Below are 19559 nucleotides of genomic sequence, written 5' to 3'. Positions count from 1 at the left end.
GGCTTTGTGATATTGTTTCTTGAAAAAAATATCATGTTGGTCAACAATGTGAAAATGGGTATTCTTATGAAAATAGTGCACCGATGTGTATGGTTGTGCGTGGTGCTTACTTTATTGATCTGGAGTCACTGTGCTTTTTCTGAAGAAGAAGGGCAAGATCAGCAGCAGGGACAATCAAGGAGTTTTATTGTAAAGTCTCAAGAGCAGGGAAAAGAAAATTTAGCATCTCAAACACAACTCATTTTGAATGCTCGATTAATAAATAGTCATCCGGATATTGAAAAAGGGCTTGTCTGGCGGGTTTATGCCCCTATTCTAGGGATTGATAATAAATTACCATTAGTGGCAACCTATAAGGGGGGAAGTGCGCGTTTTGATCTCGAACCAGGAAGTTATCTTGTTCATGTCTCATTTGGTCATATGAGTGCTGTGCGCCATATTCGCCTAGAAAATGGACAGAGTCTTGTAAAAAACTTTAATCTTGAGGCTGGTGGTGTCATTTTAAATGCAACACTGCTTAATGGTGTAATGAATGAAAAGGAATTACGTTTTACCATTTATGAGGATGAAAAAGAAAATGATGATACGGGGGTGATTTTATCAAATGTTAAACCCCAATCAGTTGTACGTTTAAAAGCTGGACGCTACCATGTTGCTTCCCATTATGGTTCTATTAATGCGACGGCTCGTTCCGATATTCAAGTGGATGCTGGTAAAATGACAGAAGTTACCCTTGAACATCAGGCTGCTCAGATTGTCTTAAAGCTGGTACGACAAGAAGGAGGGGAAGCGCTTGCAGATACAAGTTGGTCTCTTGCCAATGATTCTGGTGATATCGTTTATGAAACAGTTGGTGCTTATGTTTCACTCGTGTTAGCGGAGGGAGAGTATATTGCAATTGCTAAAAATAAAGATAAAATCTATCAAAAAGTTTTTTCAGTCGTTTCTGGTCATGATGAAGATATAAGTGTGGTGGCGAATGAGCAAAATATGCAACGAATTGATGAAGATGTGGATTGATCGTTGTTTATGGGGGTAAACTATGATGAGAGACGGGGTATGAGTTTTGATTGAAATTTCAACAGTTGGTGTGTTTTTTGCTGGGGCACTCTCTTTTTTGTCGCCCTGTGTTTTGCCATTAGTTCCTCCTTATTTGTGCTATATGGCAGGTGTTGGTATTGATGATTTTCGTTCAGAAAATCGTGATGAGAAAGTCTTTATACGGTGGGCTTTATTGTCTTCTGTTATTGCTTTTGTTCTCGGGTTTACGACTGTTTTTGTTGCTTTAGGTGCCAGTGCTAGCACAATTGGGAAATTCATCGGTTATTATCGTGATTGGTTCGCCCTTGCTGCTGGAATTGTCATTATTATTTTTGGTTTAAATTTTTTGGGGATTTTCAAGATCGCTTTTTTATTTCGTGAAGCGCGTTTTCAGACCAAAAAAACACCTGCTGGTCCTTTAGGCGCGTATATTATTGGGTTAGCTTTCGCTTTTGGTTGGACACCGTGTATTGGCCCCATTTTAGGCCCTATTATAACGCTTGCTGGAACAAAAGAAACTGTGGGAGAGGGAGCTGTTCTATTAGCGGTTTATGCATTAGGTCTTGCTATTCCTTTTATGTTGGCAGCTTTATTTTCGAGCAGTTTTATGCGATTTTTAGGAGCTTTTCGTATTCATTTAGGAAAAGTTGAAAAAATTATTGGTGTTTTTCTTATTCTTACAGGGATTTTGTTTTTAACAGGCTCTATGCAGGATCTTTCATTTTGGCTTTTAGAACATTATCCTTCGTTGAGTTATATTGAAGATATTCGTTGGCACGATATTATGAATTTTTTTGGATTTTCTCGTTAGTCTTATGTGTTTTTATGGTTAGAAGTTGTCTTTCTATTGTTCTTGCTGCAGGTGAAGGGACACGCATGAAATCGTCTCTGCCTAAGGTACTTCATAAAATTGCTGGATTGCCTCTTATATGCCATGTTCTAAAACAAATAGAATTGGCAGGCTCTTCACAATTAGCAGTCGTTGTGGGATTTGGTGCTAAGGAGGTTACGCACGTTGTTCAGTCATTTGTAAAAGATGCGATGATTTTTGAACAAAAAGCGCGTTTAGGAACAGCTCATGCTGTTTTATCTGCTCGTTTAGCTTTGCAAAAGGAAGTGGATGATATTCTCATTGTTTTGGGGGATACGCCTCTCATTCAGCAAGATTCATTGCACCAAATGCGTGCACAGCTTGCTGATGGAGCAGATGTTGTTTTTGCAGGTTTTCATACCCAAAATCCAACAGGTTATGGGCGTCTTCTCGAGAAAAATGGTCAATTGATCGCAATTGTAGAAGAAAAAGACGCTAGCGATGAAGAAAAAAAGATTTCTTTTTGTAACGGTGGAATACTCGCTATGCGTGGAAAACATGCACTTTCTCTTTTAGAGAAGGTTGGTAATAACAATGTGAAAAAAGAATATTATTTAACAGATATTGCTGCTCTTGCAACACGCGAAGGATTAGATGTGCGTGTTGTTGAAGTTCCTTTTGAAGATATTGTAGGAATTAATAACAGTCTTGAGCTTTCTGAGGCTGATTCTTTGTGGCAAAAACGTAAAGCGCGCGATTTAATGTTATCGGGTGTTACACTCTTAAAACCAGAGACACTCTATTTTTCTTATGATACAGAAATTGAACCAGGGGTTGTGATAGAACCAAATGTTTATTTTGGATTAAGCGTGAAAGTACAATCTGGTGCTGTTATTCATGCATTTAGTTATCTCGAGGGTGCTGTGGTTGGTAAGGATGCACAGATTGGTCCCTATGCACGTTTGCGTCCTGGAACAGAGTTGGCGAAGTCCGTAAAGATTGGAAATTTTTGTGAAGTCAAACAAGCTAAGGTAGGAGAATCTTCTAAAATCAATCATTTAAGTTATATTGGTGATGCCGAAATTGGTGCACATACCAATATTGGAGCCGGTACGATTACTTGCAATTATGATGGATTTAACAAATATAAAACCATGATTGGTGATTATGCTTTTGTTGGGTCTAATACGGCACTTGTTTCCCCATTAGTAATAGGGGATGGCTCTTATGTTGCTTCAGGAAGTGTTATTACTGAAAATATTCCTATGAACAGTATGGCTTTTGGGCGTGCACGACAGGTTATAAAAGAGGGCTATGCGACAAAATTTCGAGAGCGCTTGTTAGAAAACAAACAGAAAAAATGATTATTTTCAGTCTATTCCTTTGTTTCGTGTGAATCTAACGATGGATAGGATGTTTATTCTTAAAGATTGCCGTACTCCATGTTTGAATTATTTTATTATTTATAGTTTTAAATAAAGGCTGTTGGATTGTTTTATAAGATTTAAATCTTAAGATGTGGGTTGGAGCTTTTTAATGTGTGGAATTATTGGAATTATTGGAAAGAGGTGTGTTACGTCCTCTTTGGTTGAGGGGTTAAAACGTCTTGAATATAGAGGGTATGATTCATCTGGGGTGGCAACAGTCCATAATGGGCATCTTTATCGTGTACGTGCTGAGGGGAAGCTTGTTTATTTAGAAGAAAAATTAAAAAAAACACCTCTTGAGGGAAGTTTAGGGATTGGTCATACCCGTTGGGCTACGCATGGAATTGCTGTTGAACGCAATGCGCATCCCCATGTGACTGAAAAACTTGCGATTGTTCATAATGGTATTATTGAAAATTTTGTAGAATTGCAAAAGGAACTCATAGAAGATGGTTATATCTTTGAAACAGAGACGGATACGGAAGTTATTGCACATTTAATAACGCGTGCATTAAAAGAAGGTCTTTCTCCGCAAGAAGCTGTACGTACCAGTTGGAAAAGGCTGCAGGGGGCTTTTGCTATTGTTCTTATTTTCGAAGGTGAAGATAACCTTATGATTGCGGCTCGTTCTGGTCCACCTCTGGCAATTGGTTATGGAAAAGATGAATTTTTTGTGGGGTCAGATGCGATTGCTTTGGCACCATTCGTTGATCATATTAGCTATATGGAAGATGGGGATTGGGCTGTTCTCACACGGGAAGGCGTCAAAATTTATGATGTATATAATCAACCGGTAAAACGTCCTGTGACAACATTACTTGAAGAGGCTTTATTGATTTCTAAGGGTAATCATCGTCATTTTATGCACAAGGAAATGTTTGAACAACCTGAAGTGATTTCTCATAATTTGGCGCATTATCTTGATCTTGGAAATTATGCCGTTCGATCATTTGAGAATTTGATTGATTGGAAAAATATTCATCGTCTCCTTTTTGCGAGTTGTGGAACGGCTTATTATTCAACCTTAGTTGCGCGCTATTGGTTTGAGAAATTTGCCGCTTTAAGTGTTGATAATGATGTTGCTTCGGAGTTTCGTTATCGTGAACCTCCTATAACGTCTGATGTGTTGTCGCTGTTTGTTTCTCAATCTGGTGAGACAGCTGATACATTGGCTTCTTTGCGTTATTGTCGTGAGCGGGGTGTAAAAACAGCAACAATTGTGAATGTAGAGCAATCAACAATGGCAAGGGAGGCTGATTTTATTCTCCCAACACTTGCCGGACCGGAAATTGGTGTTGCGTCAACAAAAGCTTTTACCTGTCAATTGGCAACGCTTGCTTCACTAGCACTTAGTGCTGCTAAACAACGTGGCTATCTCTCGGTTCAAATGGAACAGCAATTGGTTCAACAATTGGCAGAAGTTCCACGTATTTTAAATGAGGTCTTAAAATTAGAGAGCAAAATTGAATGTATTTGTCGTGATTTAGTGAATGCAAAAAGTGTTCTTTATCTGGGACGTGGGACTTCTTATCCGATTGCTTTGGAGGGAGCCCTTAAATTGAAAGAGCTTTCTTATATTCATGCTGAAGGTTATGCGGCGGGTGAGTTGAAGCATGGACCAATTGCTTTGGTGGATGAGACAATACCTGTTATTGTTGTTGCACCTTATGATCGGTGGTTTGAAAAAACTTTTTCTAATATGCAAGAAGTGGTAGCACGTAATGGTCGTATTATTTTAATAACCGATAAAAAAGGAGCAGAAGTAGCTTGTCTTAAGACTTTATCAACGATCACTTTGCCAGAAGTTCCAGAATTTATTTCTCCTATTATTTATGCACTCCCTGTTCAGTTAATCGCTTATCATACGGCTGTTTTATTAGGAACAGATGTCGATCAACCCCGTAATTTAGCAAAATCAGTCACGGTTGAATAAAAGTATATTTCTGAATCTTTGGGAGAATAATCAAGTGTAAGAAATTGATTTATAATGATAGCTTATTTTTTCCACTTTTCTCTGTTGAACGAGAATATCGGAGACGGGATTTTTCTTTCTAAATTCTTTACGATAAAATAAAAAATATTTTCTGACCTGTCAAAAAATGGATCAGCTATGTGAATATAATGATAGAAAAAGGCGCAATATTTCTTCTACTGTTTTAATGCAAGAATAATTTAGATTGAAAGAAAAGATGCTGTTGTTGGTTTGTCACTCTTTCATGAAGCATAAAGATGGTAAGGGATTGTATAGATTATTTATGGTTTATTCTAAGAGAGAAAATCGTATTTGAACAGAGAGGTATTTTAATTTTTTATTAGAGGGGCTTTGTTATCCTGCTCGCAAGAGGCGTGTAGCATCATCGTGTCCGAAAAGATAAAGCAGCAACTGTAAAGCTTGTCCTTGCTGAGAAGAAAGATGAGGATCGCGTTGTAAAAATAAACGAGCATCTTTTCTTGCCATTGACAAAAGATCGCTATGAACTGCAAGGTTTGCTATATGAAATTCAGGGACTCCGGATTGTTTGGTACCTAAAAGCTCTCCTTCGCCTCGCAGGCGCCAATCTTCTTCAGCGATTTCAAAACCATCTTCTGTATTGCGGATAATATTAAGGCGTGTTGCTGCTGTTTTAGTCAGTGGATCTTTATAGAGCAAAATGCAGGAAGATTTTTTATTGCCTCGTCCTACACGTCCACGTAATTGGTGCAATTGTGAAAGGCCAAAATGTTCCGCGTGTTCGATGATAATGATCGAAGCATCTGGAATATCTACTCCCACTTCAATGACGGTGGTTGCAACTAAAATACGTGTATTTCCACATTTAAAAGATGCCATAGCGGCTTCTTTTTCTGCTGTAGACATTTTTCCATGGATCATACCAACGTGTGCTCCAAAGCGTTCATGGAGAAATGTAAAGCGGTTTTCAATTGAAGTGAGATCAAGAACTGTCGATTCCTCCACTAAAGGACAAATCCAATAGAGCTTTTCTCCTTTTTCTAATGCAATTGCGATTCGCTCTATAAGCTCATGAAGACGTTTCAAAGAAAGCATTGCTGTTGTAATGGGTTGTCGTCCCATTGGTTTTTCTGTAATTTTAGATACATCCATATCACCAAAAGCTGTTAAGACAAGTGTGCGCGGAATGGGCGTGGCGGTCATAACCAGCATATCAGGTTTATTGCCTTTTTCTGTAAGAGCGATACGTTGATGGACACCAAAACGGTGTTGTTCATCGATAATGGTTAAGGCAAGATTGTTATAAGTGATGCTGTTTTGTATGAGAGCATGGGTTCCGATGATAATAGAAACTTGACCTGATTGAATATCATTCAAGATATTTGTCCGCAATTTCCCTTTTTCTCGTCCTGTTAAAAGAGTTGTTTGTAATCCGACTTTTTCGGCAAGAGGAGCAATGGTGGAAAAATGTTGCCTGGCAAGCACTTCGGTTGGTGCCATTAAAGCTGATTGTCCTGAATTTTCAGCAATTTGTGCCATTGCCATCAATGCAACAACAGTTTTTCCTGCGCCTACATCACCTTGAAGCAGTCTTAGCATCGGTTCTGGCGAAGCAAGATCCTTCGCGATATCTTCTACTGCTTTTTTTTGTCCGGTTGTGAGTTGAAAGGGGAGGACATTAAGCAATTTTTTAGTATAAATTCCTGTTGATGGTCGAGAAGTGCCAACAAGAGATTTGGTTTTCAAACGCACGAGTCCTAGCGCCAATTGACAAGCGAGCAATTCATCATAGGCAAGACGTTTGCGTGCTGTACTTTCTAAGGATAGATCGTTGGTATTAATGGGCGCATGGATACGGCGTAAAGCAACAGAAAAAGAAGAAAAATTTTGCTGCTTTTTCACATTTTCATCTATCCATTCTGGGAGGAGAGGAATAAAATCAAGAGCGTTTTGTATGGCGCGTCTTAGTGTCTTTGCAGTTAGTCCTGCAGTAGAGGGATAGACAGGTTCGATGAGAGGAATCTGATTTGATTGTTCGCTTGGAGCAATATAGTCGGGATGCGCCATTGAAAATTGCCCATTAAACCATTCAACTTTTCCTGATACAGTGACTTTTTTTCCTTCAGGGAGTTGTTTTTTTAGCCAAAGAGGCTGAGCGTGAAAAAAGACTAAATTTATTTTTCCTGTTTGATCATGGGCAATAACACGATAGGGGATTTTGTTGTGACCACGGGGCGGTGGTTGATGTTGATCGATGATAATTTCGAGTGTAACAGTGTCTCCTTCTGTTACACAAGCAATGTTGGGACGCATTCTGCGGTCTATGACGGAATGAGGCATTAATTGAAGAAGATCAATAAGAGTTGCTTCGCGTTGTGTAGGATTAACATTTAAGAGTTTGGTCAGTAAACCATAGACTTTAGGTGTAATACCAGAAAGAGTTCGAATAGAATTAAAAAGAGGGGTAAGAAGACTTGGAGGCATGAGCAAATTTAACCTGCTCTTTTTGTTTTTTCTAGACCTTTAGAAGAGCTTTTTGGGGATAAAGTTATAAAGAGGAGGTTGCTTTACTTACACATTGAATTTTAGGAAGAAAATTAATATTTAAAGATAAATACAATAAAAGGGAGCTAAAATTAAAGTGCTTAGATGAGCTATATTATTTTTCTTTTTATTTTAGCTGTTTATTTGCTGTGAATAGAAGCATTTTCTTGATATAATTCTCTTATAAATATTAATAAAATTGGGATATTGCTCCTATGTAGGATGATGAATTTATAGCTTTAAAGTTATGATAAACAGAAGTTTTTTTCTTTTATAAGGGGTGCTGTTTGGCATTTATTTTGTAGTGGGAAATTGTGAGAGTGGTAAAAAATAAAAATAAAATGCAAGAGAACAAAAATTCTCTTCCTCGCTTTATTCATTTGAGAGTGCATTCAGCTTATTCCTTGCTCGAAGGGGCTTTAAAAATCCCCCAAATTATTCAACAGACGATTTCAGATCATGCACCAGCGGTTGCTATTACCGATACCAATAATTTATTTGGTGCTTTGGAATTTTCACAGCATTGTCTTTCTCATGGGGTACAACCTATTATTGGTTGTCAGCTTACTGTTGATTTTTGTGATGAAAATGATCATTCACGTTTGGCTAAATGGCGTAATCCTTCTGATTTTTGCTCTATTGTTCTGTTGGCTGCTAGTGAAACCGGTTATGCTCATTTGGTTCGTCTTGTGAGCCGTGCTTATCTTGATAAATGTGATACTGATCCTCCTTATATTAAAGCTCATTGGTTGTCGGCACACAGTGAAGGAATAATTGTTTTAACGGGAGGCAAGGGAGGGCCTATTAATCTTTCTTTAGCAGAAGAGAAAAAAGAACATGCTGTTGAACGCTTAATTTATTTGAAAAAATCTTTTGCTGATCGTCTTTATGTGGAATTACAACGGCATGGCTCTTATGATCGGAGAGTAGAAGCTGATCTTATTGAATTGGCTTATGCGCATGAAATTCCTCTTGTTGCAACAAATGAAGCCTTTTTTCTGAAGAGAGAAGGGTATGAAGCGCATGATGCGCTGATGGCTGTTTCAGAAGGACAAATAGTCTCTAATCCAGATCGTAAACGTGTGACGCCAGATCATTATTTGAAGTCACAAGATGAAATGGTTACACTGTTTTCTGATCTTCCAGAAGCTTTAGAAAATAGTGTTGAAATTGCATTGCGTTGTCATATTGCCACGCCTCTTCGAAAACCGATATTGCCTCGTTTTATAGAACAATCTGCTAATTCAGAAAATACTTTAGAAGTAGAAGATAGTGAGTTGTTAAATCAGGCTAAAGCTGGTTTGAAGATGCGGCTTGAAACAATTGGATTAGCTGAAGGGTATACGATTGCAGATTATGAGCAGCGGCTTGATTATGAAATTTCAGTTATTACGCGTATGCAATTTTCTGGATATTTTCTTATCGTTTCAGATTTCATAAAATGGGCAAAGGTTCATGATATTCCCGTTGGACCAGGGCGGGGTTCTGGTGCTGGTTCACTTGTTGCTTATGCATTGACGATTACTGATGTTGATCCATTGCGGTTTTCTCTTCTCTTTGAACGTTTTCTCAACCCAGATCGTGTTTCGATGCCAGATTTTGATATCGACTTTTGTCAAGAGCGGCGCGAAGAAGTTATTCAATATGTTCAAAAAAAATATGGACGTGATCAAGTTGCTCAAATTATTACCTTTGGTAAGTTACAGGCACGTGCAGTTTTGCGTGATGTGGGGCGTGTTTTAGAGGTTCCTTATCGTCAGGTGGATTATCTTACAAAATTAATTCCTACCACGCCAGGAAGTCAGGTAGAATTGGCTGATGCTATTAAGGATGAACCTAAATTTGAAGAGGAAAAGAAAAAAGATCCCGTTGTTGGACGCGCATTAGATATAGCACTCCAGTTGGAGGGACTTTATCGTCATGCTTCGACTCATGCTGCTGGGATTGTTATCGGAGATCGTCCGCTTTGGGAGCTTGTCCCGATGTATCGTGATCCTCGTTCTGATATGCCTGTTACACAATTTAACATGAAATATGTTGAACAGGCAGGGCTGGTAAAATTTGATTTTCTTGGATTAAAAACGCTTACTGTTTTGAAAATGGCAGTCGATTTTGTTGCCAGAAAGGGGATTAAAATAGATTTATCAAATATCCCTCTGAATGATGAAGCAACCTACGCTATGATGGCACGTGGTGAAACGGTTGGCGTGTTTCAGGTGGAAAGTTCTGGTATGCGCAAGGCGTTGATTGGAATGAAGCCAGACCGTATTGAAGATATTATTGCGCTGGTCGCACTTTATCGTCCAGGTCCAATGGAGAATATTCCAACCTATAATGCACGCAAACATGGGGAAGAGGAAATTGCTTCTATTCATCCTAAAATAGATCATCTGATCAAAGAAACACAAGGTGTTATTGTCTATCAAGAACAGGTGATGCAAATTGCTCAGGTGCTTGCTGGCTATTCGCTTGGAGAAGCCGATTTATTACGTCGTGCTATGGGGAAAAAAATTCATGCTGAAATGCAAAAACAGCGTACGCGTTTTGTCAATGGAGCTGTTGCAGGTGGTGTTGATAAAGATCAAGCTGATATTATCTTTGATCTTTTAGCAAAATTCGCTGATTATGGTTTTAATAAATCGCACGCTGCTGCTTATGCAATTGTTTCTTACCAAACAGCTTATATGAAAGCAAATTATCCCGTTGAGTTTTTAGCAGCTTCAATGACGTATGATATGACGAATACAGATAAACTTAATGATTTTCGGCGTGAAGCATTAAGGCTGGGTATTGAAGTTATTGCACCTTCTATACAAACATCTCATCGTGTTTTTGAGGTTGGTGATAACTGTATTTATTATTCTCTTGCTGCCATTAAAGGAGTGGGAGAAACTGTTGTGGATCATATTGTTACTTGTCGTGGGGATAAGATTTTTAAGGATCTGGAAGATTTTTGTGCGCGTGTTGATCCTCGTATTGTTAACAAGCGTGCGATGGAAAGTTTAGTTTGTGCTGGTGCTTTTGATTGTTTTAACATTGCACGTGAGGTTTTATTAGCCAATCTTGGAACCCTTCATGCGCGTGCACTTCGTATTCTCGATGACAATTCTAGCGGGCAGGTTGATATATTTGGAATGGCAGGCGGATTAAAAGAACCATTAATCTTATCGCAAACAACCCCTTGGTTGCTGGCTGAGAAACTTTATCGAGAATTTCAAGCTATAGGTTTTTACTTTTCTGCGCATCCATTGGAGGAGTATCAAGCTATTCTAGACAAAAAACGCATTCAGACTTGGGTTAATTTTGCCAATGCCGTTAAAGGAGGAGCAACGGCTGCACGGCTTGCTGGAACTGTTGTGGCAAAAAACGTGCGCAAAACAAAATCTGGTAAAAAAATGGGAATTATTCATTTTTCTGATACAAGTGGACAATATGAAGCTGTTCTCTTTTCTGAGGCACTCTCGGATTATGAAGAGATGCTAGAACCCGGAAAATCTTTTATTATTACGGTGAGCGCAGAAAATCGTTCTGAAGGAGTTAGTTTGCGAATTGAAACAATTCAGTCGTTGGAACAGGAATCATTAAAACAGCATAAAATGATGCGTCTTTTTATAAAAACAGTTGATATGCTTCCACAAATTGAACAAAATTTAAATCTTGGGGGGAATGGAGAGGTTGGGCTTATTTTAATTCAAGAGGATGGATTGCGAGAAGTCGAAATTGCGCTTCCTAAGCGATATAAGGTAAATTCACATGTCGCAAATGCTATGAAATTAATTCAGGGTGTTGTTGATGTAGAATTGAGTTAACAGAAAGATTAAAGATGGGAGCTGATTTTGAGTGGTGTTTTTGCTTTTAGGAGAGCTAAAAATTGAGCTTTTAAAATCGGATTGTAGGTTTCGAAAAATATTGCTTTTATTTGAGTAAATTATGATGTTTTTTAGTGTCATAGTGTCAAAAAATCTCTTTCTTTCGTAATATTCAAAATACTGGAAGAATTTTATAAGTTTTTATCATTATTTTTTATGGAATTCATCGCATCATACATGTAAAGCCAATCGAGATCTGACATAATGCTCTCTGGTGTACGAATTTTCATCATGAGATTGCGTGCAATTGCTATAGGACCGGTTGCGTGATAGACCAATCTATTGAAATCTCCGCGTTTTTTTACTGCTACAATACGGGGGGTGCGTGTTGTTTCGTAAAGCGAAAGTGCTTTCGTTAATGAAAAATCTTTCAATGAAAGTGCTTCTGCTAATGTGGCAGCATCTTCGATTGCCATAGCGGCACCTTGCGCTGCAAAAGGTAAGGCTGCATGTGCACAATCGCCAACAAATACTTGTCTCTCTAAGCCGATAAAACGATTTTGTTTCATTTGAAAGAGTGGCCAATAGCTCCATTCATCGATATGATCAAAGATTTGTAAGATTTTTGAATTCCAACCTTTAAAAAGAGATTTGAGTTTTTCTTTATCTCCTTTATGAGCCCATCCTTCTTTTGAATTTTCTCCATGCGTAATGGCGACAAAATTAAAAATTTTTTCTGACGATTGAATGGGATAGACAACAAGATGATTTTGGGGTCCCATCCAAGCTGTAATTGTCTTCATATTTTGCAATGAAGAACGAAATTTTTGAGGAAGATTATCAAATGTTGTTGTTGCACGCCAAGCAATAAAGCCACTAAAATTTGCTCTTTCATGAAAGGGAGATTGTTGCCGTAATGTTGACCAAACTCCATCACATCCGATCAGGAGGGGCGTTGAATGAAGCTGTTCTGTTGTTGTATTTGTTTTTATTGTTTTTATTTTAATGTTGGTTGCAGATTGGGTAGAAGATACAATCGTTTCGCCTGCTTTGTATTTGATCAAAGGATTTTCAATCACTGCATCATATAAAATTTTTTGTAAAGCCGCACGGTGGATCGTCATATAAGGGGCTTTCCAATATTTTTCTGTTAGATTGATAAGATGAGCCCGTAGATGTATTTTTAAAGATAATCCATCTTTTAACTCAAGAAAATGTGGGATTGTCGCGACTTTAGTGAGTTTGTTAAGAAGTTCCCAGCGAGCAAGAATAGATGTTGCATTTGGTGTCAGTTGAATACCAGCGCCTATTGTTTCAAGTTGCTTACACTTTTCGATAATGGTGCTTGCAATTCCTTTATGAGCGAGTGCTAAAGCGGTGCTTAAACCAGCAATTCCTCCTCCAACAATGAAGGGTGATCGGTTCACAAATGATTCCATATTAAACAAGCAGAATTAAAAGAGTGGTTATTAAGAAAGCCCAAAAACGCGATTATAATAGCTTTTCTGGATGATATAAACATCCTGTTGGGTTTGTTTGATTGTATGATAGCGAGGGAACATAACGATAAAGGGTTGAGCAATAAGGGCAAATTTTCTCATCTGCTTCTCCCATGTCGATAAAGATATGGGGATGATCGAATGGTTGTGTAGCGCCTACACACATAAATTCTTTCACACCAATTTCGATTGTTTTATATCCAAGGTCATTTTGGAAATGGGGAATATTGTGATCAGCCATGGCGTACAAACTCCAGAATAAATTTTCTCATCAGCTATAATTGGGCTCTTTTATTTTATAGGCGTGAGTTTGTAATAAAGCTTATAATAATGCAAGCTGCTTTTTAAGACAAATTTCTCCTCCTTTTATGCTATATTAGAATAATTGTCGTGTTTTTAGCGCTTTGCGCATAGAAATAGTTCCAAGTATTTTTAAATATTAAATGAAAACACGATGAGAAAAGTTAGGCATTGATATATTATTATGATGATAACGCATTATAAAATGTTATATGGGATATTTCGTCAAGGATTTTAGAAAATATAAAAGAAAATTATTTAGGATATATGGAACAGAGGGTGGTAGATAAAATTTCTATATCGAATATAACAATGAAAAATCCGGTACGGTTTATTAATCGAGAGTTTTCATGGCTACAATTTAATAATCGTGTTTTGATGGAAGCGGCTAATTCTAAACATCCTTTATTAGAACGTCTACAATTTCTTTCTATTTCAGCTGCAAATCTTGATGAGTTTTTTATGGTTCGTGTTGCTGGGCTAGCAACTCAAATTCGTGCTCGCGTTACAGCGTGCAGTGCAGATGGGCACACTCCACAGGAACAACTTGATATTGTATTAGCTGAGATTTCAAAGCTGCAGGCTCACCAACTACGAGAATTGAATGTTTTACGTGATGAATTAAAAAAGAATAATATTGAAATTATTTGTTCTGATGATCTTTCAGAAATTGAAAAATCATGGCTTGAAAAGTATTTTCTTGAGACAATTTTTCCTGTTTTAAAACCTTTGCCTGTTGATTCTACCCATTCTTTTCCATTTATTCCTAATTTAGGGCTTTCTATTGCGCTTCAATTGTCTGGAGAAACTGATCATAACTCACACACAGTGCTGTTGTCTATTTCAATGCTTTTGAGGCGTTTTATTCTTCTTCCTCAAGAGGGCAATCATTTTCGTTTTATTGCAGCTGAAGATGTTATTTGCTTTTTTATTAAACATGTATTTCCTAATTATGAGGTTAAAGGAATTGGTACATTTAGAGTAATCCGAGATAGTGATATTGAAGTCGAAGAAGAAGCTGAGGATCTTGTTCATTTTTTTGAAACTGCTCTCAAAAGGCGGCGCCGTGGGCAGGTTATTCGAGTTGAATTTGACGCAAAAATGCCAGAGAGTTTACGCCAGTTTATAGCGAATAGTCTTGCTGTTCCTGATAATTGTATTAATGTTCTTGATGGATTTTTAGCGCTTAATATGGTATCAGAAATTGTTTCTATCCCCCGTAATGATCTCAAATTTATTCCTTATATTCCCCGTATTCCAGAATGTATTCGTGAACATAAAGGGGATTGTTTTGCGGCTATTCGTGAAAATGACATTGTGATTCATCACCCTTATGAGACATTTGATGTTGTTGTCCAATTTTTACGTCAAGCTGCTTGCGATCCTGATGTTGTGGAAATCAAACAAACACTTTATCGTACATCAAACGATAGTCCAATTGTTGGAGCTTTGATTGAAGCAGCTGAACAGGGAAAGTCTGTGACTGCTTTGGTAGAACTTAAAGCACGTTTTGATGAGGAAGCAAATATTCGTTGGGCACGGGATCTTGAATGTGCTGGGGTTCAAGTTATTTTTGGTTTTATTGCATTAAAAACTCATGCCAAGATGTCATTGGTTGTGAGACGTGAGGGAAAACGTCTTTGCTCTTATGTTCATCTTGGAACAGGGAATTATCATCCCATTAACGCTAAAACTTATACGGATCTTTCTTTTTTTTCCAAGGATGATGATATCGCTCATGATGTTGCGTTATTGTTCAATTATATTGCGCAATATGAGCGTCCGAATGAAACAATGAAGATTGCTTTTTCACCCTTAACATTGCGTGGTCGTATCTTAGAGCATATTGAGGGAGAAATTGCTCATGCACAACAGGGAAGGTTTGCTGCTATTTGGATGAAAGTTAATGCATTGGTTGATCCTGAAATTATTGATGCTTTATATCGTGCCAGTCAAGCAGGGGTGCAAATTGATTTGGTTGTGCGGGGGATATGTTGTTTACGTCCTCGTATTCTAGGAATTTCAGATAATATTCGTGTAAAATCAATTGTCGGGCGTTTTCTTGAACATAGTCGCATTTTTTGTTTTGGGAATGGTCAAGATTTGCCTAATGAAAATGCACTTGTTTACTTAGGTTCTGCTGATATGATGCCTCGTAATCTAGACTATCGTATTGAAATATTGGTTCCAGTTTTTAATAAAATAGTGCGTCAAAAAATTCTTTTACAAATTATGTTGGCTAATATCATTGATAATCAACAAAGCTTTGATATACTTAAGGATGGAACATCAAAACGTATCACACCGCAGATAGGTGAAAGTCTGTTTAATGCGCAGGAGTATTTTATGGCTAATACAAGTTTTGCGGGGAGAAAAGAGTCCTTTGAATCTTCTGTTTCGCGCTTGATTGCGTTGCGTCGGCAACAAGCCGAAATACATAAAGATTAAAATCCAATGACATATATAGATGCTCAAGGTCGGTTAAAAGGGCGTAAGCCTGTTGCTGTTGTTGACATTGGCTCAAATTCTGTTCGGTTGGTTATTTATGAGGGGCTTGTTCGCTCACCAACGGTTTTGTTTAATGAAAAGATTCTTTGTGGTCTCGGTCATGGTGTGGCAAAAACAGGATTTTTAGAAGAAAAATCGATGAAAATGGCGTTGCAAACACTGAAACGGTTTCGTACGCTTTGTCGACAGATTGGGGCAGATGAGGTCTATACTTTAGCAACAGCAGCAGCACGAGATGCAAAGAATGGCGTAGCATTTATTCAGCATGCTGAAGATATTTTGCAAAGTAAAATATATCTTCTTTCAGGAAGTGAAGAAGCTATGTATTCAGCATATGGAGTTGTGTCTACTTTTTATCAACCAAAAGGTATTTCTGGGGATCTTGGTGGTGGAAGTCTTGAGCTGATTGATATTAATCATTCTGATGTTGGTGAAGGGATAACTCTCCCATTGGGTGGTTTAAGGCTACAGTATATGTCAAATAATGATAGTGCTGTAGCTACAAAAATTGTACATGAGCAACTTTATAAATCGTCTGTTGTTCGGACTCGTAAAGGTATAGCACGTTATTTTTATGCAGTAGGGGGGACATGGCGTAATTTGGCAAAACTCCATATGGCAATGAAACACTATCGGCTCCCTGTTATGCATGGCTATGAAGTTGATGCCGTTGAAATGGAGAACTTTTTGCGTCTTGTAGCACGTGGCAATATTGATAATATGAGAGGGATTGCAGCGGTTTCTCAGAATCGTCGGAAACTTTTATCTTATGGGGCAATAGTTCTTATTGAACTCATTCAGTGTATGGAGTTTGAAAAGATAATTTTTTCTGGTGCTGGCGTTCGTGAAGGTTTTCTTTATTCACGATTGCCGCAGGCGCTTCGACTTTCAGATCCTCTCATTGCAGCATGCACAGAAATGGCTATTTTACGGGCACGTTCACCAAAACAAGCAGAAGAACTCATTGATTTTACGACGAATGCTTTTGAAGTTTTTGGAATTTCAGAAACTGAAAATGAATGCCGTTATCGTCAAGCCGCTTGTCTTCTTGCGGATATTGGTTGGCGTATACATCCAGATTATCGAGGCAATGAAGCAGCAAATCAAATAGCTTTAGGATCTTATCCAGGAATTTCTCATGAAGGGCGCCTTTATGCGGCGCTTGCTGTTTTTTTTCGCAATACAAGTTTACTGGTTGATAAAGAATCTCTCCCCATTTTTCAATTAGCAACTCAAAATATAATTGAAAAAGCACGTATTCTTGGCGAAACTATGCGGATTGCTCATCTTTTTAGTGCTTCTGTTGCAGGTATTTTACCTCATCTATTGTGGCGTAAAAAAGCAGATCATATTATTTTGCAGATCCCAAAGAATTACGCTGGGTTATTAGGAGAACGTCCTCTTGGACGATTAAAGAAGTTATCAAAAATAATAAAAAAACCTTTTGCTTTTGAAATTTTTTGATTTTTTTCTAATTTATTCGGGCTTTATGTCTTATAATAGTGCCATTGACAAGGGATAAATTAGGCAACCTATCATCATGAGCTGGACAACGGGGGGGCTTTTTGTTCCATAACGCCCGTGTCATCCCCCACGTAAGGCATTTGTAATGCCCTGAGCATTCATAAAAGAAAATATAATTTTTTTATCCAGTTACTTGCATCACAGAATGGATTTTGCATGTCATAAGCTTCGTGTGAAAATGAAAAGCCTTGTCCATCCTTACGTGACAAGGTTTTCTTTTTATGCTGTGTCATTTTGACGTTGCTATTTAGCTTGCTCGATGACATTCAAAAGATTCGATTGTAATAAACGCGATAAAAAACTAAATTTGAAAGGTTTTGGTAAAGATCCATTGGTAATATGACGCCGGAATGTTGAAACACTCATATGAAACAGTTTTGCACTTTCACGGCCCGCTAAAAGAATATCATTTTCTGTCATTATAAAATTCTTTCACTATAAAAAATAGAAACAAATCATAAGCATTTATTAACCATATTTTCGAATCCTTTGAAAGGTATTTAATTTATAAAAAACAATATTTTATTATATAATTTCTGATGTGATTATTTATGCTTCTTATTGAGACGATATGAGAGAAAAGGGAGAGAAAGTCATCCACAAATAATGGGGTTATGTATCCCATATCTTAGCTTTGATCTGTAACATAAGCCGTCCATTTATCCATATAGACACGGCGCTGTTCTAGATAGTCTGTTCGACGATAGGGCACCGCTCTACTTGTCTTCCGACTGTATGACCTAGGATGGTTTCTGCGATTTTATAAGGGGGAGCGGTTGTTTCAGTAAGCCAATCGCGTAAACTAGAACGAAACCCATAGGGGCAGACATCAAGTTTATTTTTTCTCATATACTTTGACATACAATTCTGAGCAAGGGGACTACGCTGGTTGCAGAAAAAAAGAAAACATTGCGAGAAAGCAAGCGCGCTTGTTTTAAAATTTCTGATGTCTTTGTTGATAAGGGCACGCGAAATTCTGTTGTAGCGTCATGCAAACCGTTCATATTTTCAGCAGGGATAGTCCATATACCCCCATCCACTTGATTTTATGAATATGACACAAAGGAAAAGTGCGAATCCCTGTAAGGATGAGTAGACGCAAAGCCAATAGTGTTAGGGTTGTTGTTTGGCAAAGTGTTTTTTATAAAAAGATGGTACATCTCTTCAATCCATTGCTGGTAAATTTTGTGTTTTATGGCGTTGTTTTCTTAAGAGAGAGTGTGCTTTTTCTGTTATTTGTAAATCAACATTCAAATCTAAGGCGCAGTATGTTTGAGATAAAGATTAAGACGGTTCAAGTGCTTTCTTTGCTGTTCCATCTTTTGTATACCAAATTGGGGCAAGGGTATTGCGTATCTCTGTTTGTATACTCTCTGAAACAGGCAGACAGCCTAATTTGGGGAGAATATGAAGGCGTAAAGATAAGACCAATCCCCAGCTTTTCCATCATTTTTGAATTTAGCTTTACGGCTTTCAAAGGCATCTAGAGCAATGTATTTGAAGTAACGGAGATTATGCATTGCCTCACGTTTTTGTTTGTTGCGTTCTTTAATAGGGTCACGACCTTCACGTAAAATAGAACGCCATTCGGTTGCACATTCACGAGCTTTTTTAAAGAGACATCTCTCAAGGCACCCAAGCCCATTTCACGGCGGCGTCCATGAATTGTATAACGATAAAGCCATTGAGCACCACTATCTTTACGTTTGTGAAGAAGCAAGCCGGCACCATCATTATATTTGCTAGCTCCCAATGTTGCGACAGTCCTTGGCACTTGAGACGATTCATAAGAGCCATTTTAGTCCTTTCTTGTACAGTTTTTACCCACACGCCAGCCCCGCTTATGACGTGCAAGAGAATGGTTTTGATTGTTAGATTGTAATCTCGGTAGTTTTTTTAATACGATATGGTGACGTGAGGCATTATATCTTTGTTTGTTCCTATTGCTAGGCTGCTATTTTTGTAACGAATGCGCTTTTATTATAAGAACTTTTTCTTTTTAAAACTTTTAAATGAGGAGCTGTCTGTGTTTTTAGATTTTTGTAATAAGATTGCTATTTGATTGACCTGATAAAGATTTAGCTGTCATTTTTAATAAGAGTTTACTATTTAAGTTTTTAACTTTGTCAGAAGTAGGCTTTAGTT

11 protein-coding genes and 1 pseudogene are annotated in these 19559 nt (G+C 37.9%); 7 read left to right on the top strand and 5 right to left on the bottom strand.

Going from position 1 to position 19559, the window contains the following annotated elements; genetic code table 11:
* Window positions 1–33 precede the first annotated feature (33 nt).
* The 4 genes from ACFIKQ_RS05920 (at window position 34) to glmS (ending at window position 5212) form a co-directional block, all read left to right on the top strand.
* Window positions 34–1020, top strand: a complete 987-nt coding sequence (locus ACFIKQ_RS05920) for a carboxypeptidase regulatory-like domain-containing protein (RefSeq protein ID WP_375644761.1) — start codon at window positions 34–36, stop codon at window positions 1018–1020.
* Window positions 1021–1066: 46 nt separating this feature from the next.
* Window positions 1067–1852, top strand: a complete 786-nt coding sequence (locus ACFIKQ_RS05915) for a cytochrome c biogenesis CcdA family protein (protein ID WP_273788202.1) — start codon at window positions 1067–1069, stop codon at window positions 1850–1852.
* Window positions 1853–1866: 14 nt separating this feature from the next.
* On the top strand, window positions 1867–3216 hold the full coding sequence (glmU, locus tag ACFIKQ_RS05910; protein ID WP_375635886.1) for a bifunctional UDP-N-acetylglucosamine diphosphorylase/glucosamine-1-phosphate N-acetyltransferase GlmU: 1350 nt from the start codon (window positions 1867–1869) through the stop codon (window positions 3214–3216).
* A 172-nt stretch (window positions 3217–3388) separates the two neighbouring features.
* Window positions 3389–5212: a glutamine--fructose-6-phosphate transaminase (isomerizing) gene (gene glmS / locus ACFIKQ_RS05905; RefSeq protein ID WP_375635887.1), complete on the top strand. Its 1824-nt coding sequence runs from the start codon at window positions 3389–3391 to the stop codon at window positions 5210–5212.
* Window positions 5213–5605: 393 nt separating this feature from the next.
* Here the strand turns inward: glmS and recG are convergent, their stop codons facing one another.
* A complete protein-coding gene (recG, locus tag ACFIKQ_RS05900) occupies window positions 5606–7714 on the bottom strand; it encodes an ATP-dependent DNA helicase RecG (protein ID WP_375644738.1) in 2109 nt (702 codons plus the stop codon).
* Window positions 7715–8115: 401 nt separating this feature from the next.
* On the opposite strand from recG, the gene dnaE reads away from it, so the two are divergent.
* On the top strand, window positions 8116–11583 hold the full coding sequence (gene dnaE / locus ACFIKQ_RS05895) for a DNA polymerase III subunit alpha (protein WP_375652955.1): 3468 nt from the start codon (window positions 8116–8118) through the stop codon (window positions 11581–11583).
* A gap of 191 nt (window positions 11584–11774) precedes the next feature.
* Here the strand turns inward: dnaE and ACFIKQ_RS05890 are convergent, their stop codons facing one another.
* A complete protein-coding gene (locus ACFIKQ_RS05890) occupies window positions 11775–13022 on the bottom strand; it encodes an FAD-binding protein (RefSeq protein ID WP_375652944.1) in 1248 nt (415 codons plus the stop codon).
* 52 nt (window positions 13023–13074) lie between these two features.
* The gene (locus ACFIKQ_RS05885) at window positions 13075–13323 is read right to left on the bottom strand and encodes a zinc-finger domain-containing protein (RefSeq protein ID WP_015856502.1); all 249 of its coding nucleotides are present in this window, start codon (window positions 13321–13323) and stop codon (window positions 13075–13077) included.
* A gap of 326 nt (window positions 13324–13649) precedes the next feature.
* Between ACFIKQ_RS05885 and ACFIKQ_RS05880 the strand changes: the two genes are divergently transcribed.
* Window positions 13650–15830 carry an RNA degradosome polyphosphate kinase gene (locus ACFIKQ_RS05880; RefSeq protein ID WP_375635891.1) on the top strand — a complete coding sequence of 727 codons (2181 nt, stop codon included), beginning with the start codon at window positions 13650–13652 and terminating at the stop codon, window positions 15828–15830.
* 6 nt (window positions 15831–15836) lie between these two features.
* Window positions 15837–17354: an exopolyphosphatase gene (ppx, locus tag ACFIKQ_RS05875; RefSeq protein WP_375644737.1), complete on the top strand. Its 1518-nt coding sequence runs from the start codon at window positions 15837–15839 to the stop codon at window positions 17352–17354.
* A gap of 303 nt (window positions 17355–17657) precedes the next feature.
* Here ppx and ACFIKQ_RS05870 read toward each other — a convergent pair whose 3' ends face one another.
* Complete coding sequence (locus tag ACFIKQ_RS05870; protein ID WP_375635893.1) at window positions 17658–17834, bottom strand: helix-turn-helix transcriptional regulator; 177 nt, start codon at window positions 17832–17834, stop codon at window positions 17658–17660.
* Window positions 17835–18042: 208 nt separating this feature from the next.
* A pseudogene (locus ACFIKQ_RS05865) lies at window positions 18043–19211 on the bottom strand (tyrosine-type recombinase/integrase).
* Window positions 19212–19559: the final 348 nt, after the last annotated feature.

It is taken from the genome of Bartonella sp. MR63HLJHH (genome assembly GCF_042194155.1).
In the GTDB taxonomy this organism is placed as follows: domain Bacteria; phylum Pseudomonadota; class Alphaproteobacteria; order Rhizobiales; family Rhizobiaceae; genus Bartonella; species Bartonella grahamii.
This window is presented reverse-complemented; position numbering and strand designations above follow the sequence as displayed.

Excerpts from the sequence above, each read along its gene's own strand:
- glmS (WP_375635887.1), top strand. The coding sequence starts at position 3,389 with ATGTGTGGAATTATTGGAATTATTGGAAAGAGGTGTGTTACGTCCTCT.
- ppx (WP_375644737.1), top strand. The coding sequence starts at position 15,837 with ATGACATATATAGATGCTCAAGGTCGGTTAAAAGGGCGTAAGCCTGTT.
- recG (WP_375644738.1), bottom strand. The coding sequence starts at position 7,714 with ATGCCTCCAAGTCTTCTTACCCCTCTTTTTAATTCTATTCGAACTCTT.
- ACFIKQ_RS05890 (WP_375652944.1), bottom strand. The coding sequence starts at position 13,022 with ATGGAATCATTTGTGAACCGATCACCCTTCATTGTTGGAGGAGGAATT.
- ACFIKQ_RS05880 (WP_375635891.1), top strand. The coding sequence starts at position 13,650 with ATGGAACAGAGGGTGGTAGATAAAATTTCTATATCGAATATAACAATG.
- ACFIKQ_RS05870 (WP_375635893.1), bottom strand. The coding sequence starts at position 17,834 with ATGACAGAAAATGATATTCTTTTAGCGGGCCGTGAAAGTGCAAAACTG.
- ACFIKQ_RS05885 (WP_015856502.1), bottom strand. The coding sequence starts at position 13,323 with ATGGCTGATCACAATATTCCCCATTTCCAAAATGACCTTGGATATAAA.
- ACFIKQ_RS05920 (WP_375644761.1), top strand. The coding sequence starts at position 34 with ATGTTGGTCAACAATGTGAAAATGGGTATTCTTATGAAAATAGTGCAC.
- glmU (WP_375635886.1), top strand. The coding sequence starts at position 1,867 with ATGGTTAGAAGTTGTCTTTCTATTGTTCTTGCTGCAGGTGAAGGGACA.
- dnaE (WP_375652955.1), top strand. The coding sequence starts at position 8,116 with ATGCAAGAGAACAAAAATTCTCTTCCTCGCTTTATTCATTTGAGAGTG.